Below are 23,371 nucleotides of genomic sequence, written 5' to 3'. Positions count from 1 at the left end.
TCCTCAGCAGCGGGCTTCGAAGTCGCCCGGCGGCACCCAGGCGGTGCCGGGCCAGAAGATCCGGCCGTCGGGGCGGTACTGCTTACCCATCACGTCGTCCCACGTCCATGGCTCGATCTTGTAGTCGAACGGCTTGTACGCGTTCCAGATCGCCTGCTTTTCGTCCCGCCAGTACCCGAAGACGTTGTCGGGCAGGCCCGCGATGGCGTACCCGGTGTACTCGTCGCGGCGGATCCAGATGTTCCCGGCGCCGTCGACGTCCGCGTCCGCCGCGAGGATCGCCGCCGACGTGTGGTCGATGTGGTCGCCCTCGCGGTGGCCGATGGTGCTCTCCGTCCGGATGTAGTCGGGCCGGACCTGGCCGATCACCGCGTTGAGCATGCCGACGAAGGAGTCCTTCGTGTACGCCGGGCGCCCGTCGATCGGTTCGGCCTCGTACGCGTCGTCGTGCAGCATCCGGTAGAGGTCACCGCAGTCGTCCTCGGGACCGGCGGCTTCGTGGATGTAGGTGAACACGAGGTGCACGTCGGTACCGTCGAGGTGGTCGACGGCGAGGGGGTGCCCGTCGAACCACATCTCCTCGTAGGTCCAGGAGTTCGCGACCCCGGCCGCCCGCGCGTAGGCGGCGTGCTCCCCCTGGACCCGCTGCTCGGCGTAGTCGATGCCGCACGGGCCATCGCCCCGGCAGGGCAGTTCACCGGCGGTCAGGTAGGCGACCCACACGGCGTAGCCGGCCTGGATGTCCGAGGCGATGTCCGGGTTCATGAACAGCAGGTCGTCGTCCTGGTGCGCGACGAAGCTCAGGGTGGTGGTGCCGGGTTCGGCGGCCGCCTGTCCACTCAGGACCGTCGTGCCGAGGATGAGCGCGACGGCAGGCAGAACGACCGCGCGGCGCAATTTCTCCATCATCACTGCCCCCAGGTTTCGTGGTCGGGCGCGGCCATCTCGGTGTTCCAGTACCAGTGTGCGAGGGTGCCGTCGGCGGCCCGGCCGTAGACGTTCTGCTGCGTCGCCGTGGCGAACCCGGTCGGATCGGTGGCCAGGTCACCGCCCCAGCTCACGTACTGCGGCGCGTTGTCCGCCGGGGTCCACCACCAGTGGCCGAGCTCGTTGCCCGGTGTGCGGGCGAAGACGTGCTGCTGGTCGTTCCAGACGTAGGCGATCGGGTCGCCCGCGATGTCGGCACCGAGCGGTTCCACGGTCACGTCCTCGCCGACCGCCCAGTAGAAGTGCACGAGCTTGCCGCCGGTGTCGCGCGCGAAGACGTGCTGCTGGTCGCCGAAGGCGTACCCGGCCGGGTCACCGGCCAGCCGGCCGCCCCACGAGACGTAGTTGGGGTCGTTGTCCGACGGCGTCCAGTACCAGTGCCCGAGCTCGCCCGCCGGGGTGCGGCCGAAGACGTGCTGCTGGTCGCCCCACACGTAGGCCACCGGGTCACCCACGACGTCCTGGCTCTGCGTCTCCTCGACCACGCCGGTGTCCGGCGTCCAGTAGAGGTGCTTCAGCTTGCCGTCGGTGCCCCGGGCGTAGACGTGCTGCTGGTCACCGAAGGCGTACCCGGTCGGGTTGCCCGCGATGTCGTCGGCGCCCCACTGCTCGAAGTGCGGCTGGTCGTCGGTCGGGTACCAGTACCAGTGCCCGATCGTGTTGTCGGCCAGCCTGCCGAACACGTGCTGCTGGTCCCCGGCCACGTACGCCACCGGCTCGCCGGCCAGCTCCGCGGGGAAGGATTCGGACTCGATGGCCTCGCCGGTGTTGTACGAGTGCAGCAACGCCCCGTCGGCTCCCTTGGAGAACATGTGCTCCTGGTGGCCGTAGCGGTAGGACGCGGAGGCCGCGATGCCCTCGTCGCCGAGCGCGGGGCCGGCGTCGTCGACGATGTTGCGGTACCGCATGGGCGTGAAGTTCCGGGCCCAGCTCGACGACCAGGTCCGTTCCTCGGCGGTGAAGGGCTCGCTGTACTCCTCCCACACGACCGGCATCGTGTGCGCGTCGTCCGCCCAGCGGATGAACAGGGCGATGTGCCCGTCGACGTGGTTGGTGTCCTTCCACAGCGCGTCACCGGGCTTGAGGTCGCCCCAGCCGATGACGTCCATCAGCGGCGGCAGCGTCCAGGTGACGTAACTGCTGTCGAGGTGCCAGGCCATCGACACGTAGCCGGAGCAGTCCTGGCGGTACGTGCCGTACTCGTTCGTCCAGCTCCGGCCTTGGTTGTAGGGCACCCGGTCGCGCAGCCAGGACTGGGCTCTGGTCAGCACCTCCGACCGCGTGATCGCCTCGTTGGAAGCCGCCCGCAGGGACTTCTCCGGCGCTCCCTGGGGTGCGTCGGCACCGCCGGTGACGACCGCACCGGACGCGCCGGCCGGGGTGGTCCCGGCGCTGGTGAGCGCGACCAGCAGCGCCACCAGGGCTCCGGTCCTCTTGATGTTCATCTGCCCTCCCTCGAAGGGCTCCGCGGTGGAGCCGAGGACAGCTTGCGGCGCCGCCCTCCAAGTCCGCCCCAAATCGCCTCCAGAACCCGATCGGCGGGTTTACAGCTCGTTTGGTGCCGATCTACAGGCCCGGCCCCGAGGCTGTGACCAGCACCGACCTCGGGAGGACTGATGAAGACCGGTAAACTGCGGCTCACCACCGTCGGCGTCGGCGTGCTGCTGGGCACGCTGACGACGATCTCGCCCGCGCTCGCCGCACCACCGCCCAAGCCCGAGCCCGGGGCCAGCGCGCCCCTGCAGGAGCAGCAGAGATCCGCGGCCGAGTCCGCGGCACCGGGCAGCTACCAGGAGGACTTCGTCGCCGTCGCCGGTCCCGCCGCCCAGCGCGTCCGCGACGACTACGACATCCCCGCCTCGACCACGGTCGGGCAGGCGATCCTGGAGTCGAACTGGGGCCGCAGCGGGTTGTCCGCGAACGACCGGAACTACTTCGGCTTCAAGTGCGTGGACGCGGGCAGCCCCGGCCCGATCGCCGTCGGCTGCCACGCCTACGACACCACCGAGTGCACGCCGGGCTGCCACACCGTGACCGCCTGGTTCCGGGTGTACGCGTCGATGGAGGACTCGTTCCGCGACTACGCGCGGCTGCTCACCACGAGCGGGCTGTACGACCACGCCCTGCCCTACCGCCACGACCCGCGGGCGTTCATCACCGCGGTGGCCCACCCCTACGCGACCGACCCGGACTACGCCGCCAAGGTCATCGGCCTGATGGACAGCTACGACCTGTACCGGTTCGACTCGGGCACCCAGCCGGGCGCGATGCCCGGTGACGAGGGCATCGCGGCTTCGGCGTCCTACCGCTACGGCAACCAGGAGCACATGTTCTCGAAGGGGGCGGACGGGGCGCTGCTGCACTCGTACAACACCGGCGAAGCCATCGAGTCCGAGTCCTACCCGGCGGAGCTCGCGGGTGAGCCGGTCGCGTACGTGGCCGGGGACCAGCAGCACGTCTTCGCCCTGCTGACCGGCAACCGGCTGGGGCACTGGTTCTGGAACCCGACCGACGCCGACCCGACGTTCGAGGTGGCCGCGTCCGACATCGCCGGCAACCCGACCGGGTACGCCTTCGGCGGCCAGCTGCACGCCTTCGCCCGGGGAACCGACGGCAAGCTGAAGCACCTCTACTGGGCGCCCGGGGAACCCGACCTCATCGAGGAGAACCTGGCCCAGTCCGTGGCCGGTGACCCGGTGGCCTACGTGTGGGGCGACCAGCAGCACGTCTTCGGCCGCACCCCGGACGGGCACCTCGGGCACTGGTGGTGGCAGACCACCGACAACGAGCCGAACTACACCGTGTGGGGCGGCACGACCCTCGCCGGCGACCCGGCCGGCTACGCCTTCGAAGACCAGCAGCACGTCTTCGCCCGCGGCACCGACGGGACGCTGAAGCACTTCTACTGGACGTTCGACAGCGGGGTCGTCGAGGAACCGCTCGGCGCGCCGCTTCAGGGCGACCCTGTCGCCTACGTCTGGAACGACCAGCAGCACGTCTTCGCCCGCACGCCGGAGAACACGCTGGGCCACTGGTACTGGACGCCGGTCGACAACGAGCCGCGCCACGACGACTGGGGCGGGAACCTCGGCTCCGACCCGGCCGGCTTCGCCACCCCGACGCAGGAGAACGTCTACGGCCGCTCCGGCGACGGCACGCTGACGCACTGGTACTGGAACACCGAAATGGCCGCCCCCGACGTCGAAACCTGGGGGCAGTAACGCCTCGGGTGGGCTGGAGAGGGCCGCCCTCTCCAGCCCGCCGGTGCCGTCAGAGCACCCGGCGGCCCGACAGCGCGCGGCCCAGCGTCAGCTCGTCGGCGAACTCCAGGTCACCGCCCATCGGGAGGCCCGACGCCAGCCGCGTCACGCTCAGGCCCGGGAAGTCGCGCAGCATGCGCACCAGGTACGTCGCCGTCGCCTCGCCCTCGGTGTTGGGGTCGGTGGCGATGATGATCTCCTTGATGTCCGCCTCGCCGATGCGCTTGAGCAGCTCGCGCATCCGCAGCTGCTCCGGGCCGATGCCCGACAGCGGGTCGAGCGCGCCGCCCAGGACGTGGTAGCGGCCCTTGAACTCGCGCGTGCGCTCGACCGCCAGGACGTCCTTCGGCTCCTCGACCACGCAGATGACCGTGAGGTCGCGGCGCTCGTCGCGGCAGATGCGGCAGGTCGGGTGCTCGGAGACGTTGCCGCAGATCTCGCAGAACTGCACGCCCTCCTTGACCTTGCCGAGCACGTCCTGCAGCCGCGCGATGTCGGCCGGGTCGGTGGCCAGCAGGTGGAACGCGATCCGCTGGGCGCTCTTCGGCCCGACCCCGGGCAGGCGCCCGAGCTCGTCGATCAGGTCCTGGACGACACCTTCGTACAAGTTCGTCAGCCGCCGAAGCCGAGGCTGCCGAGGTCCGGCATGCCGCCACCACCGCCGAGCCCGCCGGCCAGCGGGCCGAGCTTCTGCTCGGTGAGCTTCTGCGCGCTCGCCGACGCGTCGCGGACCGCCGCGACGATCAGGTCGGACAGCGTCTCGACGTCGTCCGGGTCGACCACCTTCGGGTCGATCTGCAGGCTCTTCAGCTGGCTGTCACCGGAGACGGTCGCGGTGACCAGTCCGCCACCGGCGGTGCCGGTGACCTCGGTGTTGGCCAGCTCTTCCTGGGCTTCGACGAGCTTCTGCTGCATCTGCTGCGCCTGCTGCATCAGCTGGGAAAGGTCGAAGCCGCCGCCGGGTTGGGCCATGATCGCACTCGGTCCTCTCTGCACGCCTGTGTCCCCACCAGGGTAGTCGCGCCACGCGAGGTGCCGGGCTGTGGCACCGTGGTCGCCGTGCGACGCGCGACTGCTCCCCTGCTGCTGGCCGGTGCCCTCCTGCTCACCGGCTGCTCCGACGACGCTCCGCCGGCTGGTTCGCCTTCGCCTGCTCCGGTGGTGACCACTGCTTCGCCGTCTTCGTCGGTTGCGCCGCTGTCTTCGGCTTCGCCGTCGCCTACGCCTTCGTCGTCGCCTTCGCCTTCGCCGGTGGCGGCCGGGAAGGTGGTCGTGCTGGATCCCGGGCACAACGGCGGGAACGGCGCCCACCCGGCGGAGATCAACCGCCAGGTGCCGGCCGGGCGCGGGCAGACCAAGCCGTGCAACACGACCGGCACCGCGACCAACGCGGGTTACCCGGAGCACGCGTTCACCTTCGACGTCGCCCAGCGGGTCGGAAAAGCGTTGGCGGACAAGGGAATCCGGGTCGTCTACACGCGACAGGACGACACCGGGGTCGGCCCCTGCGTCGACCGCCGCGCGGCGATCGGCAACGACGCGGACGCGGACGCGGTCGTCTCCATCCACGCCGACGGCTCCGAAGCGGCCGGGGCGAACGGCTTCCACGTGGCGTATTCGTCACCCGCGCTGAACGCGGCGCAGGGAGCGCCGTCGACGCGCCTGGCCCAGACGCTGCGCGACACGCTGCGAACGAGCGGCTTCACCGCGGCGAACTACATCGGCTCGAACGGCCTCTCGGCCCGGGCCGACCTGGCCGGCCTCAACCTCTCGACCCGCCCGGCGGCGCTGGTGGAGTGCGGCAACATGCGCAACGCCACGGAAGCGGCCCGCATGACCAGCGCGGACGGCCGCCAGCGCTACGCCACAGCCATCGCGGCGGCGATCGAGGCCTACCTGGCCTCCTGACCCGGCGTGCCGTCCTCCTGATCACGCGTGTCGACCTTTCCCGCACGGCGCCTGCGTGCGCGGAGGGTCGACACGCGTGATCAGGGCGTCGACACGCGTGACTGCAGGGTCGACACGGCGTGGCCGGCGGGTCGGCCGATCCCGGGTCAGTCGAGGGGGCGGGCGCCGAGGTGCTCGGAAAGGAGCTTGCGGGCCACCTCGTCCGGGTCCTTGTCCGGCGGGGGCGGGGGTGGTGGGGGCGCTGGGCTGGCGTCCTCGTTGTAGAGGTCCTCGTCGTCCTCGTCGGAGGGTTCCGGGGGGAGCGGGATGTCCGGCTCGGTCGTCGTGACCTTGGGGCGCGCCGGGGGCGGCGGGGCCGCGGGGCGGGCCGCCGGTTCGCCGACGGGGGCCGCGGCCGCCGACTGGCGGGTGAACGACCGCTCCGGCGCCGGGGCCGCCTGCTGCGGACGGGCGGCGGGCGCGGCCGGGGCGTTGCCGTGGACGCAGCGGACCTGCCAGTCGCCGCCCAGGACGTCGGTCAGGGCGCCGGCGATCTTGCGGGCGTTGTCCTGGTCGGAAAGGCGGCGGGCCAGGGGCTCGGACTTGTGGGTGAGGGTCACGGCGGTGCCCTCGACGCTCGCGACCGTCGCCTGCGTCAGCATGGCTTCGAGGCTGCGGCCGCCGGTGAACTTGCGCAACGCGGTCATCAGCTGCGGCCAGACGTTCCGGATCCCGGCGGCGTCCAACCCGCCCGACGTCGAGACCGCCGCGGGCGCGGCTTCCGGCTCCGGGGCACTCGCCGGGGCGGGGGTGCCACCACCGGGGGCGCGCACCGCACCCCAGCCACCATCGCCCGACGCCGCCGCCGGCGCTTGGGTTGCCGCAGCAGGAGCGACCGCCGGCTGGGCTGCGGCCGCCGGAGCAGACGCAGCCGCCGGAGCAGAGCCGCCCGGCCCGGCCGGAGCAGAGGCAGCCGGAGCAGAGGCGGCCGGCCGGGCCGCAACAGGCGCGGCCGCAGCAGGCGCGGCCGCCGCTTCCGCCGGGCGCTTGACCGGCTCCGCCACCGGCGCCGGTCCCGCCGACGCCGCGCGCTGCGAAGGCCTCGAAAACTCACGCTCGGGCGCCGCACGCACCGGCGGCTCCACGCCACCCTCCGCCGGCGCGCCTCCGCCGCCCGCCAGCGTCGCCCGGCGCTCCAGCCGCTCGATCCGCGCCAGCAGCGCCTTCTCCGCCTCGGTCACCGACGGCAGCAACATCCGCGCGCACAACAGCTCGAGCACGAGCCGGGGCGACGTCGCACCCCGCATCTCCAGCAGTCCATTGTGGACGATGTCGGCGTAGCGCGACAGCGTGGCCAGGCCGATCCGCTCGGCCTGCGCGACCATCCGCGTCAGCTCCTCCTCCGGCGCGGACACCAGCCCGCCCGCGGAGTCCGGCACCGCGCGCAGCAGCACCAGGTCGCGCAGCCGGTCGAGCAGGTCGGTCGCGAACCGGCGCGGGTCGTGGCCCGCCTCGGTCAGCTTCTCGACCGTGCCGAACACCGTGGCCGCGTCCTCGGTCGACAGCGCGTCGACCATGTCGTCGATCAGCGCGACGTCGGTGACGCCCAGCAGCGCGACCGCCCGCGAGTACGAAACGCCCTCCGGCCCGGCGCCCGCCAGCAGCTGGTCGAGCACCGATTGCGTGTCACGCGCCGAGCCACCGCCCGCGCGGATGACCAGCGGGTACACCGCCGGCTCGACCTCGACGCCCTCGGCCGCGATGTTGCGCTCCAGCAGGTTGCGCATCGAGCTCGGCGGGATCAGCCGGAACGGGTAGTGGTGCGTGCGCGAGCGGATGGTGGTCAGCACCTTGTCCGGCTCGGTGGTCGCGAAAATGAAGATGACGTGTTCCGGCGGCTCTTCCACGATCTTCAGCAGGGCGTTGAAGCCCTGCGTGGTGACCATGTGCGCCTCGTCGATGATGAACACGCGGTACCGCGACTCGGCCGGCGCGTAGAACGCCTTGTCCCGCAGCTCGCGGGCGTCGTCGACACCACCGTGGCTCGCCGCGTCGAGCTCCGTGACGTCGACGCTGCCCGGCCCCTCGGGCGCCAGCGCGCGGCACGAGTTGCACTCGCCGCACGGGTCCGGCGTCGGGCCCTTGGCGCAGTTCAGCGAGCGCGCCATGATGCGCGCGCTGGACGTCTTGCCGCAGCCGCGCGGGCCCGAGAACAGGTAGGCGTGGTTGATCCGCCCGGCGGACAGCGCCGTGCGGAGGGGTTCGGTCACATGCTCCTGACCGACGACCTCGGCGAAGGTCGCCGGACGGTACTTGCGGTACAGCGCGAGAGCCACCTCGCGAGGGTACCGGGCACCACCGACAACCTTCGCCGTGCGGTCAGGAGACCAGGGCCGTCGCTTCGGCGACCATGGCGTTCACCTTGGTGACGTGCGCCGCCGTGAACGCGTCACGCGCCCGCGCCTTCGGCAGCTCGACGTCGAGGTAGTGCTGCAGGCCCGAGTCCGGCCCGTCGAGGACGCCCTGGGCGACCGCGACGACCTCGGGGCCTTCCCCCAGCGTCCGGGTGGCGTAGACGTCCAGGTCGATCAGGTGCGCGACGTACCGGCCGTGGGCCAGGAACTCGCGGATGTCCGCGACGGTGCCGTCGAGCGCCTTCTGCGCCGCCGACTTCGTCGACGGGCCGCCGGCCGCCAGGACCTGGTTGACCTCGATGCGGTCGTCGGTGTCCCGGCCCGGGTAGTCACCGGTGCGCAGGAGCGCGGCGACACCGGCGTACGGGCCGGCGAGCGCGTCACGAGCCGCCTGGCGCAGGCCCGGGCGGGCGTTCGGGTCCGCCGCGATCGCCGAGACGGCGGCGCGGTCGTCGGACTCCTGCGCGACGGCGAGCCCGCTGCGCACGAACGTGACGACGTCGTCGTCCGAGCCGCTCAGCGCGGCGCGGGCGGCGTTCTTGACGGCAGCACCGCCGGTGCGCAGCAGGTAGACCGACGCCTTGCGGCCGTTCGGCACGGTCAGCGCCGGGTCGGCCGCGTCGGCGAGCAGCTTGTCGTTGTCCGTCTTGGCCTTCGCCGCGCGCGCCGCGGCCTCGCTGGCCTGCTGCTGCGCGGCCGCGTCGGCCTGGGCGGCGGCCTGGCCGGTGCGCTGGTTCTCGGCCTGCTGGGCCTTGAGCCGGTCGGCGTTCGCCGTGCGCGCGTCCGCGGCGATCCGGCGGGCGGTGCCCGCGGCGATCTTCACTTCCAGGGTGCGGTGAGCGGCCTTGGCCGCCTTGGCCTCGTCGAGGCGCTGCCGGACCGAGGTGGCTTCGGCGTCGTAGTTCACGCTGACCTGCCACCACAGCGACAGGAAGTACCGGACGTCCTCCGGCGTGCCGTCGAGCGCCGCCTGCCCGGCGGCCTTGACCTCCGGGCCGCCTTCGGCCATGGCCTGGTCGACCGTGAGGCGGTCGTCGACGTCCTTCGCCCGCTGCAGGCCGGTCTCCAGGAACGCCCGCACGTCGGCGGGTGTGCCGTCGAGCGCCTGCTGGGCCCGGGCGTTGACGGTCGGGCCGCCGGTGCTCATGGCCTGGCCGACGGCGATCCGGTCGTCGGCGATCCGGGCCTGCGCCAGGCCGTGCGCCAGGTACTCGCGGACGTCGTCCGGGGTGCCGCTGAGCGCCTTCTGGGCGGTGCGCTTGGTGACCGGGCCGCCGTTGGTGAGCGCCTGGGTGACGAGGACCCGCTCGTCGTCGTTCTGGGCCTGCTGGCGGCCGGTGGCCAGGAAGGCCCGCAGGTCGGCGGGCGAGCCGAGCAACGCCGCTTCGGCGGCCCGCGCGACGCCGGTCCCGCCGGTTTCCAGGTACGCGACGGCCTGCGCCCGGTCGGGCAGCACGTCCGCGGCCGCCGGCGTCGCGAACACCCCGGCCGCGAGCGCGGCGGCAACGATTAGTGCGTTTGCACGCAAGTGAAACCCCCTCGATCGATGATCGTCCGGTGGCTTATCGCGGGGGCGGTCGGAATGTTTCCGATAACCTCGGATTCCGTGAGCCGCACGCGGAAACCCGAGCCGGTGCCCGGGCGCTACCCGGTGCGGTTCGGCACGGCGGAGCTCGTCCGCGACGCCGACCGCGGCAACGCCTGGCTGGTGTCGGTGGACGGCGTCGCGCAGTCGTACGTCGACCTCGACGACCCCGCCCACCTGGAGTTCGACTACGTCCGCCGGTTCGCGGACGTGCTGGACCGCCTGCCGCCCGGCCCCCTGGACGCGCTCCACATCGGCGGGGCGGCGTGCACACTGCCCCGGTACGTCGCGACGGCGCGGCCGGGCTCCCGGCAGCTGGTGTTCGACGCCGACGGCGAGCTGGTGGAGCTGGTCCGCACCCAGCTGGGGCTGCGGGTCCCGGGCCTGCGCGTCCGGGTGACGGACGGCCGGGAGGGCGTGGCGACGCGCCGGGAGAACTCGGCGGACCTGGTGGTGGTCGACGCGTTCCAGCGGGCAACGCTGGCGGGCGGCCTGGCCACGCTGGAGGCGACGGCGGCGATCGCGGGCCTCTTGCGACCGCCGGGCATCTACCTGGCGAACATCACGGACGGCTCGGGCCTCCCGTTCGCCCGCCGCTTCCTGGCAACGCTGCTGGAGGTGTTCCCGGAGGTCCTGCTCCTGGCGGACCCAGGCGTCCTGCGCGGCCGCCGGTTCGGCAATCTGGTGCTGGCGGCCTCGGCAACCGAGCTGCCGACGGCGGAGATAGCGCAGCGGACGGCATCGGCGGCGTTCCCGGCGAGGTGCGTGCACGGCGCGGAGCTGCGAAAGCTGGCGGGCAGGGCGGCCCCGATCACGGACGCGGACGCCCCACCGCCCCCAAGCCCCCCGGACGACGTCCTGGGCCTGTTCTAGGCACCCGCGAGCCACGACAGCCCACCCAGCCAAGGGCGAGGCACGAGCCCACCGGCAAGGCCACGGCAGACCACCCAGCCAAGGGCGAGGCACGAGCCCGACCACCAAGCCACGGCAGCCCACCCAGCCAAGGGCGAGGCACGAGCCCACCGGCAAGGCCACGGCAGCCCACCCAGCCAAGGGCGAGGCACGAGCCCGACCACCAAGCCACGGCAGCGCACCCAGGCAAGGGCGAGGCACGAGCCCGACCACACCAAGCCAAGCCACGGCAGCCCTCCCAGGCCATGAGCAAGGCACCGTGGGGGTCCGGGGGCTCGGCCCCCGGGAGAAACGACGAAGTGAAGGCCCGGCGAAGGGGCGAAGCCCCGAGAGCCGGAGCCGAAAAGAAGGGGACCCCGCGCACCCGCCAGAGCCTGCTTATCCTTGCTGCCTTCCGGCCCTGGGGAGGTTCACAGGGTGGACGCCGCGCGGGGTCCGTGGATCAGTGTAGCGGGCTCGGTTCAGGCCCCCGCGCCCGCCTGGGCTCGGGCTCGCTTGAACGTGTTGTGCAGCACCGCCAGGAGGGCGTCCCGGACCGAGAGCTTCTGCCGGGCGTCGAACGTGATCAGCGGGACGTCGTCGCTCACCGCCAGTGCCCAGCGCACGTCCTCGAGGTTGTGGCCGAGGGAGCCGTCGAACATGTTGACCGCCACCACGAACGGGAGGCCCGCGTTCTCGAAGTAGTCGACCGCCGGGTAGCAGTCGTCCATGCGGCGGGTGTCGACGATCACCAGGGCGCCGAGTGCGCCGTGGACGAGGTCCTGCCACATGAAGCCGAAGCGGTCCTGGCCCGGCGTGCCGAACAGGTACAGCTTGACCTCTTCGTCGATCGTGATGCAGCCGAAGTCCAGGGCCACCGTCGTCGTGGTCTTGGAGGGGACGTGACCGGTGTTGTCCACGGACATCGAGGTGATCGCCGCCTCGGTGGTCAGCGGCTTGATCTCCGAGATGGACGACACCGCCGTCGTCTTGCCGACGCCGAAGCCGCCCGCGATGACGATCTTGACCGGGGCCGGCGGCCGGGCGCTCGGTTCAGTGAATGGCTTCGAGTCCACGAATGACCCTTTCGATCATGCCGAGGTCGTGCGAGTTGTGGTCGCCCGGCCGCCGGACGACGACGTAGCCCAGCTCGGCGAGGTCGGCCACCAGCACCCTGGCCACGCCGATGTGCAGGCCGAGCATGGCGGCCACCTCGGCGACCGACATCGTGTTCCGGCAGAGGGAAACGATTTCCTGGCGTTCGAACGTGAGCTTCGGGTGCGACGCCGCGCCCAGGCGGGACGTCATGACCTGCGCCTCGATTTCGAGGCTCTGGTCGACCGGCTGGGCCCGCCCCGAGGTCATCAGGTACGGCCGCAGCAGCGAGATGTCCGGCTCCTCGGACATCACGACCCCACAGTGTTCTTGAGCTCCTCGATCAAGCCGGGTGTCAGCACCTCGGTGGCGCGGTTGGCGAACATCGCCATCTCGTAGGCGATCGTGCCGAGGCTGGCCTGCTTGTTGGCCAGCACGCCCAGCGAGCAGCCGATGCTGATCGTGCAGACGAGCAGGTACCCGTGCTCGAGCTCGATGATCACCTTGTCCGGTGAGCCGAGCGGGTGGCTTTCGGAGACGCCGTGGGCGAGGCCGAGCATGGCGGAGGAGATCGCGGCGAGGCGGTCGGCGTTGGAGCGCTCGAGCTCCGTCGACATCGCGATCAGCAGGCCGTCGGCCGAGACCGCGATGGCGGCTATCGCGCCCGCGGTGTGCTGCGCGAAGCGGCTCACCAGCCAGTTGAAGTTCTGGGCTTCGACACTGACGCCAGGTGCGGGGATGCTCATTTCCTGCTCTCTTCTCCTCGTTCCATCACACGACCGGCGACCACGCCTTGGGGCGGGCTGTCTGCCGTAACGTCCTCCGCCTTGGCGAGGCCGGCGGCGAACGCGTCGAACGCCGCTCGTTCGGCCGCCGGGTCCCGCTTGCTGCGGTTGACGACGGCACGGGCGAGCGGCCGCCCCGCGGGCTGCTGACGCAGGCCGGGGGCGAGCTGGGCACCGGGGACCCGGCGGATCAGGCCGTCGCGCGACCGCTCGGCGGCCGTGAACGGGGCGGTGGCCACCAGCGGTGCGTCCACGGGGGCGCGGACCGGGAGAGGTGACACGGGCGCGGTGACGACGGTGGGCGGCGCGGCCGGCGGGTCGGTCGTCAGCGCGCTGACCTCGGCCGCTTTCGTGAAGGCGACGGTGGGCGGCGGGCCGGCTTCGGCAGCCTTCGCGAAGGCGCTCGCGAAGCCGTCCATCGCGGCCTTGGTCGCTTCCGGGTCGTGCCGCGGCTTGGTGTCGGACACCGGCGCGGACGTGCCCGGGCTCGGCAGCTGGGCGCCGCGGACCCGGCGGCGCAGACCGCCCCGCGACTCCGAAGAAGACACCGACGACGCAGAAGACACAGACACCGACGCCGCGACCGCCACCTCGGGTTCGGGTTCCTCGGCGGGGGTGGCGTCGGGTTCGGCGTCCGGCCACACCGGTTCCAGTTCGCGGAACCAGCGGAAACCGTTGCCGTGGCCGAGCAGCGCCGGGATCGCCGGCGCCGGCAGCTCGGCGGGCCGGTCGCGGTCGGGCGCCGGCGGCCGGAAGTCGTCCGAAGAGGACAGTGGGAGGGGCGTGACCGCCGCGGCGTGCCGCGGCGGTGCGGAGATCGGCGGCGTGGCCTGCGCCGGGATCGCGGGTGCCTGCTCGGTCTTCGGGCGCAGCGAAGTGCGGTGGGTGAACAGCGACGCCGGGATGGTCAGCCGCGCGGTCACACCGCCGGTGGTCGGCGTCGCGAGCAGTTCGACGCCTAGTTCGTGCCGCCGCGCCAGGCGGCCGACCACGAACAGGCCGAGCACACTGGTGGGCGCGAGCTCCAGGCGTTCGCGCTCGACGAGCCGCTGGTTCTCCTCGGCCAGCTTCTCCGCGGTCATGCCGATGCCGTGGTCGACGATGCTCACCAGGCAGGCGCCGTCGGCCAGCGGCATGGTGTCCACCTCGACCATCGACCCCGGCGGCGAGAACGACGTCGCGTTCTCCAGCAGCTCGGCGAAGACCAGCACCAGGTCGGCACCGAGGGCCGACGACAGCAGGATGTCGGCGACGACCCCGAGCTTGACGCGCTGGTAGTCCTCGATCTCGGCGAGCGCCGAGCGCAGGGCCGTGGACAGCTCGATCGGGCCGGCGATCCGGGTTTCGTCGCGGGTGCCGGACACCACGAGCAGGTTGTCGGCGTTGCGGCGCAGGCGGGTGGAGAGGTGGTCGAGCCGGTAGAGGCTGGCCAGCAGCCGGGTGTCCTGCTCGTTGCGCTCGACCTCGTCGATCAGGGCCAGCTGGCGGCCGACGAGGTTCTGCGTGCGCTTCGCGACGTTCGCGAACATCAGGCTGGTGTTGCGCCGGGTCAGCGCCTGGCGTTCGACCAGCTCGGCCGCGGTGGTCTGGACCCGGTTGAACGCGGCGGCCAGCTTGCCCAGCTCGTCTTCGGAGACGACGTCGATGGTGGCCAGGCGCGGGACCTGCTCCTCGGCCTCTTCGGTGTCGGTCACGCGGACGAGCTCGGTGCCGGCGAGGTCGGCGACCGACGTCGCCGCGGTGGTCAGCTGGCGCAGCGGGCCGGCGATCGAGCGGGACACCGCGACGGCGAGGAAGGCGACCAGCAGGAACAGCGCGCCGGCGCCGAGGCCGACCGTCCAGGCCAGCCGCGTCGCGCCGTCGGCGCGTCCGGTCGCGGAGTCGGCGATCTCGTTGATCGCCCGCTCCTGCACGAGCCTCCGCTGTCCCGCGTGGGCGTCCGCCGCGGAGAAGACGTCCGCGACGTACTGCGTGGTGGCGGCCGCGTCGCGCGGCTGCTCGACCAGGGCGGCGAGTTCGTCGACGCGGCGCCCGGCGTCGCTCTGCTCGACCCGGACGACGAGGGCGGAGCGCTGCGAGTCGTCGCCGTCGTCGCCCTGCTTGACGAACCGGTCGACGAAGATCGGCGCCTGCTGGGTCGCGTCGTCCAGGATGGGCTTGCCGGCGTCCGGGGACACCGCGGTCACGATGAGGGCCATCGCGCGCAGCGAGTTCTCTTCGTTCGCGCGCAGCAGGGCGTCCAGCGCGGTCAGCTCGCGGGCGCCCTCGGCGTCACTGGTGAGCTGCGGGACCAGGCGCAGGGCGTCGATCACCGCGTCGACCACGGCGTTGTAGGTACGGGCGACGCTGTCGAGCGCGACCCCGCGGCGGGCGGCGTTCTGCCGCAGCTCGGCGAGCGAGCCGATCCGGGTCAGCGCCGCGGAAAGCTCGTCGGGGGCGTCGTCGCCCAGCGACCTGCGGACGTCGGCGACCGTCTGGTCGACCACCTTCTGCTGCTGGACCATCTGGTCGGGGCTCGCCGACGGCGTCGCCACGAACGCGGCCGTCACCAGCCGCTCGCGCTGCAGCTGCCACATCAGCCCGCCGAGCTGCTGCGCGTGCCGCGCCACGTCGGCCGACTGCGCCGCCGCACCGGCGCTGTTCGCCTGCGTCAGCACGAACGGCACCGACACCAGCACCACCGCGACCAGCGGGGGCAGGAGCAGCAGGTTCAGCTTGCCGCGGATACCGAGCCGGGCGAGAAAGCCTCCGCCGGCCCGTTTCGCGGTCGGCCTGCCGTGTCTCATCCCGCGACCTTCCCGTCTTCCGTTCTCACTCGACCGCGGCCACCCGGCTCACGTGGCCCCGGTGCTGCTCCCGGACCAGGTCCTCGATCCGGGCGCGCAGCTCGAGGAACCGCGGTTCGCGCTTCACCGCCAGGTCCCGCTCGGCGGGCAGCGCCACCTCGACGTCGGCGGCGATCCGGCCCGGGTCGGAGGCGAGCACCACCACCCGGCCACCGAGGAAAACCGCTTCCTCGACGTCGTGGGTGACCATCAGCACCGTGGTGCCGGTGTCGGCCCACACCTGGCGGATGAGCACCTGCATGTCCTCTTTGGTCTGGACGTCCAAGGCACCGAAGGGTTCGTCCAGCAGCAGGACTTCCGGTTCGCACGCAAGGGCGCGCGCGATCGCGACGCGCTGCTTCTGGCCGCCGGAAAGCTGTTTCGGCAGCGACTTCCGCACGGTCTGGAGGCCGGTTTCGGCGAGGTACCAGTCCACTCGCTCGGCGCGCTCGGCCGGGTCGAGCGAGAGCAGCTCGAGTCCGAACGCGACGTTCTTCTCGACGCTGCGCCACGGGTAGAGCGCGCCGGCCTGGAAGACGAGCCCGCGGTCGGGCCCGGGCCCGGTCACCGGCACGCCGTCGAGCACGATCGCGCCCTCGGTCGGCCGGCTCAGCCCGGCCACCAGCGAAAGCAGCGTCGACTTGCCCGAGCCGCTCGCGCCGACGACGCAGACGAACTCGCCGCGCAGCACTTCGAGGTCGACGCCGTCGAGCGCGCGGGTGACCTTGCCGCGGACGGTGTAGTCCTTGGCGACGTTCCGCAGTTCCAGCGTCATGCCGCCCACTTCCCGACCCGCGTGCGCAGCAGGCGCAGCAGGACGTCGATGGCGAGCCCGGCGATCCCGATGACCACGAGCACCGCGAAGATCTTGTCGGTCTGCAGGAACCGCTGCGCGCGCACGATCCGGTAGCCGAGGCCGGCCGAGGAGTTGATCAGCTCGGCGACGACCACGAAGTTCCACGCCGCGGCCGCGTTGACCCGGATCGCGTCGATCATGCCGGGCAGCGAGTGCGGCACGACGATCTTGCGCAGCACCTCGCCGCGGCGCGCGCCGAGCGTGTAGGAGACGTCGATGAGCGAGTTCGGCACGCCGCGGACGACGTCGGCGGTCATCAGCGTGTTGAAGAAGACCGTGCCGATGAAGAGGATGGCGATCTTCGACGGCTCGCCGAGGCCGAGCCAGATGATCAGCAGCGGGATGAACGCGCTCGCCGGCAGGTAGCGCAGCAGCCCGATCAGCGGCTCGAAGAACGCCTGCCCGGCGGTGAAGCTGCCCATCAGGATGCCGAGCGGGACGGAGACGAGCACGGCGAGGCCGAAGCCTTCGAGCACCCGCTGGGTGGTCGTCCAGAGGTCGTCGAAGAGTTCGCCGCTGCCCGCCATGTCGAGGCCGGCCTGGAGCACCGCGGCCGGGGACGGCAGGAACGTCGAGTCGACGGCCCCGCCGAAGCTCAGCACGACCCAGGCCAGGAACGGGACGGCGAACGACAGCACCGCGAGCGTCCAGCGGGACGCCGCGGAAATGGGCGTGCGCAAGGAGAACAGCGGTGAAGCGGACGGTTTCAGCCCGGCCCGGCGGGGCAGCGGTGACCAGGCCGGTCGCCCGCCGCCCGCCCGGCCGGCCTCCTGCTGCTCGGCGAGCCGCTGTTCCGCTTCCTGGGCTTCCGCGGCCCGGGCGTCGGCCGTGTCCGCCGGGGTGGTGCGCTGGGTCGGACCGGTCACTGGGGCGCGGCCTTCACGAACTGGTCGTCGAACAGGCCGTCGAGCGAGGGCCGCTGCTGGGCGAGACCGGTGCCGACGATGAAGTCGATGATCTTGTTCGCCTGGAAGTCCAGGTGCTGCGCGGTGACGCCCGGGGTGAACGCGTCGATGTTCTGCTGGCGCGTGAAGATCGTGGTGCCGGCGTCGTAGGACTTGTAGTCCGCCTCGGAGACGCCACCGCGCTTGGCCATGATCTTGACGGCCGCGTCCTTGTTGTTCTTGATCCAGGTCAGCGTCTCGAACCAGGTGTTGACCAGCGCCTGGACGTCCTTCGGGCGGTCCTTGACCAGCTTCTGCGACGTGACCAGGTGGTCCGGGATGGCGCCGGGGAACTCGGCCGACGACGAGATCGCGCGGCTGCCCGCGCGCTCCAGCGCCGTCGAGGTGAACGGCGCGAACGCGGCGACCGCGTCGACCTGGCCGCTCTTGAACGCGGCGGCCGCGGCGTCGGTCGGGAGGTTGACGAGCTGGATGTCCTTTTCGGTCAGTTTCGCCGACTGCAGCGCCAGCAGCAGCAGGTAGTGGTCGACCGCGCCCTGCTCGACGGCGACCTTCTTGCCCTTGAGGTCGGCGATGCCGGTGATCCCGTCCCGCGCGATGATCTTGTCGTTGCCGGTGGAGTTGTCGTTCACCAGCACGATCGACAGCTTGGCGCCGCCGGAAACCGACGACAACGTGTCGTTGAGGGTCTGGCTGTTGGCGTCGATGGCGCCACTGGAGAGGGCGTTGATGCTGTCGGTGTAATTGTCGAAATACTTCAGATCGACGTTGACGCCGTTCTTGGCGAACAGGCCCTGTTCCTGCGCCACCTGCCAAGGGAACCAGCCCGGCCAGGCGCTGAACCCGATGGTGATCTTGCCGCCGCTGCCGGAGGCGGAACTGTCGCTGCACCCGGAAAGCGCAGTGACCCCGGCGAGGGTCAGCAAAGTCAGGAGCACCGTCAGCAGACGGGGGCGAGGACGGGAAATCACAACGAACTCCAGGTTGCGGGGGAAGTGGAGTGGTGCGTACCGAAAGGGGGAATTGCGGCGCTCGGGACTACGGGCGGTGACGACGGGACGGGCAATCGGTTCGAGCTGCGCTGCCGCGCACGGTCATCACTGCTCACTTCCGCCGCACCTGATCGGGTCATCGCGAGAGAACGCGGACAGGAGGCGCCTACCACCAGTGAAATCCCAGCACTCAGCGCACCGGATCAGCCACCCCTATCCCTCTCCCGGCGGAGAGCCTAGCGAGTGACACAAGATCCCCACAACGTCCGTCCAATGCAGCCGAACGAGTGACCGCCGCCCGGGTCAGCCTGCGGCATCGATGTGTTCGAGGGTGTTTTGAACGGCATTTCTGTCGGCCGCCCGGCCAAGATCACGGCGCGCGTGTGCGCGGAGCGCGTGCAAGTGCACGCCCCGAAGTCTCTTGTCGTTACTGCGATCGCAACCGGTGCCGAGAGTGTTACCCAGCGCGATCCTGCAGATCCGAACGGCCGTTCGGAATGACCCGCATACGCTCCGGCTATTCGAACACCTGTCCGCATCCGCCGATACCGCACAGGTCTCGAATACGCCGAATGATTCCCCGACTGTTTACACGCTTGAAACAATTCAACCCGACCGGCCGAATTTCTATCAATCGATAGATTTAGTCAGGTCGTAAACCGTCGTGCCCCCGACCGGCAGCGACGCGAAGTTCTGCTCGACCCAGGCCTGGATCTCCCCGGCGGACCCGCGGCCGCCGCCGAAGCCCCCGCGACCACCGGCGACGTAGTAGCGGATGTCGCCATCGGCGACGTACGCCTGGAACTGCTGCAGCGTCGGTGCCGGGTCGCTCCCGCTGAAGCCGCCGATCGCGAGCACCGGGCGTCCGCTCGCCAGGGCCAGCCCCGCCGACTGCATCGCGCCGCTCTGCGCCGCGGCCCACTTCGTCGTCGTGCCCTTCAGCAGGTCGATGACCGCGGTGTCGGCTTCCCCCGCGCCGAAGCCGCGCGGCCCCCGTCCACTGGCGACGGCCGGCCCGGACGACGGTGTCCCGCCGGAGTGCGCGGCCGCCGCGGTGGCCAGCGTGAAGGACGTCGTCCCGAGCAGCGCGCCGCACAGGCCGAACACGGCCACGACCGGGCCGAGCCGCCGGAACCGGTCGGCGCCGAAGAGCAGCCCCGCGACGGCGGCGGCACCGATCACCAGGAGCGTGTAGCGGACCCACGGCTGCCAGTCCGGCGTCCGCGCGAGGAGGACGAAGGCCCAGACCGCCGTCACCGCGAGCATCACGGCGAGCACCGCGCGAGCCGCGAAGTTCGCCCGGCCGCGCCAGAGCTCGCGGGCGGAGATCGCCAGCGTCGCGGCGATGCCGGGGACCAGCGCGACCGTGTAGTACGGGTGGATGATGCCGCTCATGTAGCTGAACACCAGCGCGGTGACCACCAGCCAGCCACCCCAGAGCAGCAGGGCGGCCCGCGTGCGGTCGGTGCGCGGCGCCCGGCGGGTGAACCACAGGCCGGCGGCCAGCCCGATGACCGCGGCCGGCAGCAGCCACGACGCCTCGCCGCCGAACTCGCCGCCGAACAGCCGGGTCAGGCCGGCCTGCCCACCGAAGCCACCGAACCCGCCACGGCCGCCGGTGGGCAGTTCCATCCCGGCGGGCGGCGTGAACGTCCGGCCCCCGCCACCGCCGCCGCGGCCTTCGCCGAAGATCCGGCCGAGGCCGTTGTAGCCGAAAGCCAGTTCGAGCACGGTGTTGTCGGTCGAGCCGCTGATGTAGGGCCGGTCCGCGACCGGCCACAGCGCGACGGCCGCGATCCACCAGCCGGCGGAGACGACCACCGCACCCGCCGCGGCGACCAGCTGCCCGATCCGGCGCCCGAGCGACGCCGGGGCCGCGACGGCGTACGCGAGCACGAACGCGGGCAGCACGAGGAAGGCCTGCAGCATCTTGTCGAGGAACCCGAACCCGATCGCGACCCCGGCCAGCACCAGCCACTTCGTGCCGGCGTGCTCCAGCGCCCGCACCACGCAGTAGCCGCCGGCGACGAGCAGCAGGACGAGGAAGGCGTCGGGGTTGTCGTAGCGGAACATGAGCGCGGCGACCGGCGTCAGCGCGAGCCCGGCCCCGGCCAGCAGCCCGGCACCCGGCCCCGAAAGCCGCCGCACGGCGAGGTAGAGCAGGCCGACGGAGGCGACGCCCGCGAGCGCGTCCGGCACGAGCAGGCTCCAGCTGGAGAAGCCGAAGAGCCGCCCGGACAGCCCCATGAGCCAGAGGGAAAAGGGTGGTTTGTCGACGGTGACGACGTTGCCGGGATCGAGCGAACCGAAGAACAGCGCCTTCCAGCTCCACGTGCCGGCCTGCACGGCCATCGCGTAGAAGTCGTTGGCCCAGCCGGTTTTCGCGAGGTCCCAGAGGTAGAGCAGGCCGGTCCCGAGCAGCAGGGCGGCCACGGAAGGCTTGACCCACCGCGGTTCCCGGGCGGGAGCGGGCGGCTGGGGCTGGGCGTGCGCGGGCGCCGACAGCGTGGTCGTCATGACGCTCACCGTGTCGGCGGCGCATGTGGTGAACTTGTGGCGAAGCTGTGCGCCGGCTGTGCATCGCCCCGGACGGGTGATCACTGCGGCGCGGGCGCCTCCGCCAAGGTGATCTCGAACTCCGTGCGTCCCGGCCGGCTCTGCACCCCGACGCGGCCGCCGTGCGCGGCGACCACCGCGGCCACGATCGCCAGGCCCAGTCCCGTGCTCCCCGCCGCGCGCGACCGGGAATTGTCGCCGCGGGCGAAGCGCTCGAAGATGTTTGGGAGGATTTTCGGTGGGATGCCGGGGCCGTCGTCGGCCACCCGGAGCCGGACGATTCCGTCCGAAGTGGACAATGCGGCCGTCACCGTGGTGCCCGGCGGCGTGTGGGTGCGCGCGTTCGCGAGGACGTTGATCACCACCTGGTGCAGCTGGCCCGCGTCGCCGAGGACGCCGATCGGCTCGCCCGGGACGTCCATCAGCCACTTGTGGTCCGGGCCCGCCACGTGCGCGTCCGCGACCGCGTCGGCCACCAGCCGGCACAGATCCACCCACTCGTGCACCACCGGCCGCCCGGAATCGAGGCGGGCGAGCAGCAGCAGGTCCTCCACCAGCGTCGTCATCCGGCGTGACTCGGACTCGACGCGGCTCATCGCGAACGCGACGTCCGGCGGCACCTGCTCGCCGCCGCGGCGGGTCAGTTCCGCGTAGCCGCGGATCGCCGCCAGCGGGGTGCGCAGCTCGTGGCTCGCGTCCGCGACGAACTGGCGGACGCGGTTCTCGCTCGCGTGCCGCGCGGTCAGCGCGTTCGCGACGTGCTGCAGCATCCGGTTCAGCGCCGAGCCGACCTTGCCGACCTCGGTGTTCGGGTCGGTGTCGGCCTCCGGGACGCGTTCGGACAGCGCGACTTCGCCGCGGTCCAGCGGCAGTTCGGAGACGCGGGTCGCGGTCGCGGCCAGCCGGTCGAGCGGCTGCATCGTGCGCCGGATCGTCGCCGCGCCGACCGCGCCCGCCACCAGGATCCCGGCGAGCGCGACCCCGCCGAGGATGAACCCGAGCTGCCAGAGCGTCTCGTTGACGTCCTTCAGCGGCAGGCCGATGACCGTCTTTTCCCCGCGCGGCGACGTCGTCGAGACGACGCGGTACTCGCCGAGGCTGCCGCCGAGGTCGATGCTCCGCTGCTTTCCGTCCGACGGTAGCGCGAGCAGGGCCAGCACCTGCGCCGTCGGGACTTCTTTGAACGGCGCCTTGCGCTTCGACGGACCGGCGGCGCTCGAGTCGAGGACGCCGGCCGTGGCCTTCGAACCGATCTGGACGACGGCGAGCGTGCCCTCGCCCTGACCGAGCACGCGCAGCGCGTCCGGTGGCGGCGTTTCACCGTAGGGCCAGGGTGCCGGCCGTTCCGGGCCGTGTGCGGCGCGGTCGCTCGCCGCGGCCAGCCGCTTGTCCTGCTGGCCGACGAGGAACTCGCTCAGCGCGAACTCCGTCACGACGCCGACGACCACGCAGACCAGCGCGAGCAGCGCCGCCAGTTGGACGATCAGCCGCCGCCGCAGCGACCACGGCCGTCGGGCGCGCCCCGGTTCAGCCTGCGGGCTTGAGGACATACCCGGCGCCCCGCATGGTGTGGATCATCGGCTCGCGGTCGGCGTCGATCTTCTTGCGCAGGTAGGAGATGTAGAGCTCGACGATGTTGGCCTGGCCGCCGAAGTCGTAGCTCCAGACGCGGTCCAGGATCTGGGCCTTCGACAGCACCCGCTTCGGGTTGCGCATCAGGTAGCGCAGCAGCTCGAACTCGGTCGCGGTGAGCGGCACGAGATCGCCGCCGCGGTGCACCTCGCGGCTGTCCTCGTCCAGGGTGAGGTCGCCGACGACGAGCGTCGACCCGCCGGCGCCGGTGACCCCGCCGGCCCGGCGCAGCAGCGCGCGCAGGCGCAGGGCGACTTCCTCAAGGCTGAACGGCTTGGTGACGTAGTCGTCGCCGCCCGCGGTGAGCCCGGCGATGCGGTCCTCGACCGCGTCCTTCGCCGTGAGGAAGAGAACGGGCAGGTTCGGCGCCTCGGACCGCATCCGGCGCAGCACTTCGAGGCCGCTGAAGTCGGGGAGCATGACGTCGAGGACGACGGCGTCGGGCCGGAAGTCGCGCGCGATCCGGACGGCCTCGGTGCCGTCGCCCGCGCTGCGCACCTCCCAGCCCTCCATCCGCAGGGCCATCGACACGAGCTCGGCCAGCGTCGCCTCGTCGTCGACGACGAGCACCCGCACCGGGCTCCCGTCGGCGCGGCGCAGGTCGGCCTTGCCAGGGCCGGGTGACGTGGCGTTCATAGCGGTCATAGTGCCACCTTCCCGGCCCGGCGTCGGTGTTCGCTGTGTGGTCGCTGTGCATTTGC

At 71.9% G+C, this 23,371-nt stretch carries 19 protein-coding genes and 1 other RNA gene; 3 read left to right on the top strand and 17 right to left on the bottom strand.

Annotated elements, in window-relative coordinates:
* Positions 1–3 precede the first annotated feature (3 nt).
* Positions 4–909 (bottom strand): PIG-L family deacetylase, encoded by a 906-nt coding sequence (locus ACWEF6_RS06500; protein ID WP_449681958.1) that lies wholly within the window; start codon positions 907–909, stop codon positions 4–6.
* Positions 909–2,432 (bottom strand): hypothetical protein, encoded by a 1,524-nt coding sequence (locus tag ACWEF6_RS06495; protein WP_310969290.1) that lies wholly within the window; start codon positions 2,430–2,432, stop codon positions 909–911. Before ACWEF6_RS06495 ends, ACWEF6_RS06500 begins: the two co-directional genes overlap by 1 nt.
* A gap of 171 nt (positions 2,433–2,603) precedes the next feature.
* Between ACWEF6_RS06495 and ACWEF6_RS06490 the strand changes: the two genes are divergently transcribed.
* The gene (locus ACWEF6_RS06490; RefSeq protein ID WP_449681957.1) at positions 2,604–4,208 is read left to right on the top strand and encodes a glucosaminidase domain-containing protein; all 1,605 of its coding nucleotides are present in this window, start codon (positions 2,604–2,606) and stop codon (positions 4,206–4,208) included.
* 49 nt (positions 4,209–4,257) lie between these two features.
* Here the strand turns inward: ACWEF6_RS06490 and recR are convergent, their stop codons facing one another.
* Complete coding sequence (gene recR, locus ACWEF6_RS06485; protein WP_310969294.1) at positions 4,258–4,854, bottom strand: recombination mediator RecR; 597 nt, start codon at positions 4,852–4,854, stop codon at positions 4,258–4,260.
* Between the two features lie 5 nt (positions 4,855–4,859).
* Positions 4,860–5,219, bottom strand: a complete 360-nt coding sequence (locus ACWEF6_RS06480) for a YbaB/EbfC family nucleoid-associated protein (protein ID WP_013230627.1) — start codon at positions 5,217–5,219, stop codon at positions 4,860–4,862.
* 78 nt (positions 5,220–5,297) lie between these two features.
* Here ACWEF6_RS06480 and ACWEF6_RS06475 point away from each other — a divergent pair, with 78 nt between their 5' ends.
* Positions 5,298–6,155: an N-acetylmuramoyl-L-alanine amidase gene (locus tag ACWEF6_RS06475; RefSeq protein WP_449681956.1), complete on the top strand. Its 858-nt coding sequence runs from the start codon at positions 5,298–5,300 to the stop codon at positions 6,153–6,155.
* Between the two features lie 146 nt (positions 6,156–6,301).
* Here the strand turns inward: ACWEF6_RS06475 and ACWEF6_RS06470 are convergent, their stop codons facing one another.
* Together ACWEF6_RS06470 and ACWEF6_RS06465 are read right to left on the bottom strand one after the other, a co-directional pair.
* Positions 6,302–8,470 (bottom strand): DNA polymerase III subunit gamma and tau, encoded by a 2,169-nt coding sequence (locus ACWEF6_RS06470; RefSeq protein WP_449681955.1) that lies wholly within the window; start codon positions 8,468–8,470, stop codon positions 6,302–6,304.
* Between the two features lie 43 nt (positions 8,471–8,513).
* Complete coding sequence (locus ACWEF6_RS06465; protein WP_449681954.1) at positions 8,514–10,076, bottom strand: ALF repeat-containing protein; 1,563 nt, start codon at positions 10,074–10,076, stop codon at positions 8,514–8,516.
* Between the two features lie 54 nt (positions 10,077–10,130).
* Here ACWEF6_RS06465 and ACWEF6_RS06460 point away from each other — a divergent pair, with 54 nt between their 5' ends.
* Positions 10,131–11,006 carry a spermidine synthase gene (locus ACWEF6_RS06460; RefSeq protein ID WP_449681953.1) on the top strand — a complete coding sequence of 292 codons (876 nt, stop codon included), beginning with the start codon at positions 10,131–10,133 and terminating at the stop codon, positions 11,004–11,006.
* A gap of 384 nt (positions 11,007–11,390) precedes the next feature.
* On the opposite strand, the gene ffs is transcribed toward ACWEF6_RS06460, so the two are convergent.
* The 11 genes from ffs to ACWEF6_RS06405 form a co-directional block, all read right to left on the bottom strand.
* An RNA gene (gene ffs, locus ACWEF6_RS06455) (signal recognition particle sRNA small type) lies at positions 11,391–11,485 on the bottom strand.
* A gap of 21 nt (positions 11,486–11,506) precedes the next feature.
* Positions 11,507–12,100: a GTP-binding protein gene (locus tag ACWEF6_RS06450; protein ID WP_449681952.1), complete on the bottom strand. Its 594-nt coding sequence runs from the start codon at positions 12,098–12,100 to the stop codon at positions 11,507–11,509.
* Positions 12,078–12,431: a DUF742 domain-containing protein gene (locus ACWEF6_RS06445; RefSeq protein WP_449681951.1), complete on the bottom strand. Its 354-nt coding sequence runs from the start codon at positions 12,429–12,431 to the stop codon at positions 12,078–12,080. Before ACWEF6_RS06445 ends, ACWEF6_RS06450 begins: the two co-directional genes overlap by 23 nt.
* Entirely contained in the window at positions 12,431–12,865 is a 435-nt protein-coding gene (locus tag ACWEF6_RS06440; protein ID WP_003061341.1) for a roadblock/LC7 domain-containing protein, read from the bottom strand. Before ACWEF6_RS06440 ends, ACWEF6_RS06445 begins: the two co-directional genes overlap by 1 nt.
* The gene (locus ACWEF6_RS06435) at positions 12,862–15,690 is read right to left on the bottom strand and encodes a nitrate- and nitrite sensing domain-containing protein (protein WP_449681950.1); all 2,829 of its coding nucleotides are present in this window, start codon (positions 15,688–15,690) and stop codon (positions 12,862–12,864) included. Before ACWEF6_RS06435 ends, ACWEF6_RS06440 begins: the two co-directional genes overlap by 4 nt.
* Positions 15,691–15,715: 25 nt before the next feature.
* Positions 15,716–16,504, bottom strand: a complete 789-nt coding sequence (locus ACWEF6_RS06430; protein WP_449681949.1) for an ABC transporter ATP-binding protein — start codon at positions 16,502–16,504, stop codon at positions 15,716–15,718.
* Positions 16,501–17,451: an ABC transporter permease gene (locus ACWEF6_RS06425; RefSeq protein ID WP_449681948.1), complete on the bottom strand. Its 951-nt coding sequence runs from the start codon at positions 17,449–17,451 to the stop codon at positions 16,501–16,503. Before ACWEF6_RS06425 ends, ACWEF6_RS06430 begins: the two co-directional genes overlap by 4 nt.
* Positions 17,448–18,461: an ABC transporter substrate-binding protein gene (locus tag ACWEF6_RS06420; protein WP_449681947.1), complete on the bottom strand. Its 1,014-nt coding sequence runs from the start codon at positions 18,459–18,461 to the stop codon at positions 17,448–17,450. The genes ACWEF6_RS06425 and ACWEF6_RS06420 overlap by 4 nt, the downstream gene beginning before the upstream one ends.
* A gap of 651 nt (positions 18,462–19,112) precedes the next feature.
* On the bottom strand, positions 19,113–20,999 hold the full coding sequence (locus tag ACWEF6_RS06415; protein WP_449681946.1) for a glycosyltransferase family 39 protein: 1,887 nt from the start codon (positions 20,997–20,999) through the stop codon (positions 19,113–19,115).
* 80 nt (positions 21,000–21,079) lie between these two features.
* Positions 21,080–22,588: a sensor histidine kinase gene (locus ACWEF6_RS06410; protein WP_449681945.1), complete on the bottom strand. Its 1,509-nt coding sequence runs from the start codon at positions 22,586–22,588 to the stop codon at positions 21,080–21,082.
* On the bottom strand, positions 22,566–23,315 hold the full coding sequence (locus ACWEF6_RS06405; protein WP_449681944.1) for a response regulator transcription factor: 750 nt from the start codon (positions 23,313–23,315) through the stop codon (positions 22,566–22,568). The genes ACWEF6_RS06410 and ACWEF6_RS06405 overlap by 23 nt, the downstream gene beginning before the upstream one ends.
* Between the last annotated feature and the right edge of the window lie 56 nt (positions 23,316–23,371).

This window comes from Amycolatopsis sp. NPDC004772, assembly GCF_053601215.1.
The sequence above is the reverse complement of the archived record's forward strand: the minus strand, read 5'-3'. Positions and strand labels throughout refer to the sequence as shown.

Coding starts and splice junctions, on each gene's coding strand:
- ACWEF6_RS06435 (WP_449681950.1), bottom strand. CDS start 15,690: ATGAGACACGGCAGGCCGACCGCGAAACGGGCCGGCGGAGGCTTTCTC.
- ACWEF6_RS06405 (WP_449681944.1), bottom strand. CDS start 23,315: ATGACCGCTATGAACGCCACGTCACCCGGCCCTGGCAAGGCCGACCTG.
- ACWEF6_RS06495 (WP_310969290.1), bottom strand. CDS start 2,432: ATGAACATCAAGAGGACCGGAGCCCTGGTGGCGCTGCTGGTCGCGCTC.
- ACWEF6_RS06430 (WP_449681949.1), bottom strand. CDS start 16,504: ATGACGCTGGAACTGCGGAACGTCGCCAAGGACTACACCGTCCGCGGC.
- ACWEF6_RS06490 (WP_449681957.1), top strand. CDS start 2,604: ATGAAGACCGGTAAACTGCGGCTCACCACCGTCGGCGTCGGCGTGCTG.
- ACWEF6_RS06500 (WP_449681958.1), bottom strand. CDS start 909: ATGATGGAGAAATTGCGCCGCGCGGTCGTTCTGCCTGCCGTCGCGCTC.
- ACWEF6_RS06410 (WP_449681945.1), bottom strand. CDS start 22,588: ATGTCCTCAAGCCCGCAGGCTGAACCGGGGCGCGCCCGACGGCCGTGG.
- ACWEF6_RS06445 (WP_449681951.1), bottom strand. CDS start 12,431: ATGTCCGAGGAGCCGGACATCTCGCTGCTGCGGCCGTACCTGATGACC.
- ACWEF6_RS06480 (WP_013230627.1), bottom strand. CDS start 5,219: ATGGCCCAACCCGGCGGCGGCTTCGACCTTTCCCAGCTGATGCAGCAG.
- ACWEF6_RS06460 (WP_449681953.1), top strand. CDS start 10,131: ATGTTTCCGATAACCTCGGATTCCGTGAGCCGCACGCGGAAACCCGAG.
- ACWEF6_RS06440 (WP_003061341.1), bottom strand. CDS start 12,865: ATGAGCATCCCCGCACCTGGCGTCAGTGTCGAAGCCCAGAACTTCAAC.
- ACWEF6_RS06415 (WP_449681946.1), bottom strand. CDS start 20,999: ATGACGACCACGCTGTCGGCGCCCGCGCACGCCCAGCCCCAGCCGCCC.